Genomic DNA, 1,240 nt, shown 5'->3' on the forward strand with positions numbered 1-1,240 from the left:
CCTGAAGCATCGTGCCCATCGCCCCATCCGCCACCACCACCCGCGACCCCAACGCCACCCGCAACGCATCCACGCGCCCCATGCCGCCCGTACTCAAGTCAGTCCCCCTAGATAGGTGACGAGGCGGGCCACGCACGAAGGCCCGTACGTCAGACGCAACCGCGCCACCGTCGAATCCCGGTAGAGCCGGTACTCCTGGGTGCCGACGTGGTCCAGGGCCGTCGCCGCGACCACGCAGCCCAGTTGGGCCGCGCACCTCTCGGGTACGCCCCAGCCGACCGCCGCCAGGAACCCGGCCCGGAAGGCGTCGCCCACACCGGTCGGGTCGACGACTCCGGGTGTCTCCACGGCCGGTACGGCGACGGGGTCCCGGCCGTCGGCGGTGATCCGTACGCCGGACGCGCCGTGTGTGGTGATCCAGCTGCCTACGCGGCGGCGGATCTGGGCGGCGGTGAGGCCGGTGCGGTCCTGGAGGAGGGCCGCCTCGTACTCGTTCGTGAACAGCCAGCGCGCGCCTTCGATGAGGTCGAGCACCTCACCCTTGCCCAGCCGCGCGAGCTGCTGTGAGGGGTCGGCCGCGAACGGGACGCCGAGCGCGCGACAGGTGCGGGTGTGCCGGACCATCGCCTCGGGGTCGTCGGGTGAGACCAGGACCAGGCCGAGGCGGCCGACTCGGGCGATGACGTCGCCCAGGTCGATGGTCCGGGCCTCGGACATCGCGCCCGCGTAGAACGTGGCGATCTGGTTCTGCGTCCGGTCGGTGGTGCAGACGAAGCGCGCGGTGTGCTGGTCCTCGCTGACCAGCACGGAGTCGGTGTCGACTCCGTGCTGCTTCAGCCAGACCCGGTACGGCTCGAAGTCCGCGCCGACCGCGCCCACCAGCACCGGGCGCAGCCCGAGCAGTCCGAGCCCGAAGGAGATGTTCGCTGCCACTCCCCCGCGCCGTATCTCCAGCCGGTCCGCGAGGAACGACAGGGAGACCCTGTCCAGGCGGTCGGCGAGGAGTTGATCCGTGAAGCTCCCAGGGAAGGTCATCAGATGGTCGGTGGCGATGGAGCCGGCGACAGCGATCCGTGACATCTCAGACACCCACCGCCTCGCGCAGCGCGGCCACGCGGTCGGTGCGCTCCCAGGTGAAGTCCGGGAGTTCGCGCCCGAAGTGGCCGTACGCGGCCGTCTGGGCGTAGATCGGGCGCAGCAGGTCCAGGTCGCGGATGATCGCGGCCGGGCGGAGGTCGAA

2 protein-coding genes are annotated in these 1,240 nt (G+C 71.4%); both read right to left on the reverse strand.

Features of this window, described 5'->3' with window-relative positions:
* Positions 1 to 93: 93 nt before the first annotated feature.
* Positions 94 to 1,080 carry a carbohydrate kinase family protein gene (locus ACX6XY_RS29980; RefSeq protein WP_460337751.1) on the reverse strand — a complete coding sequence of 329 codons (987 nt, stop codon included), beginning with the start codon at positions 1,078 to 1,080 and terminating at the stop codon, positions 94 to 96.
* A gap of 1 nt (position 1,081) precedes the next feature.
* The coding region (locus tag ACX6XY_RS29985; RefSeq protein WP_460337754.1) for a methionine adenosyltransferase domain-containing protein at positions 1,082 to 1,240 on the reverse strand (159 nt) is incomplete at its 5' end.

It is taken from the genome of Streptomyces sp. O3, assembly GCF_054788135.1.

Bases quoted from the DNA above. Each gene is read 5' to 3' on its own strand.
- ACX6XY_RS29980 (WP_460337751.1), bottom strand. From the start codon at position 1,080: ATGTCACGGATCGCTGTCGCCGGCTCCATCGCCACCGACCATCTGATG.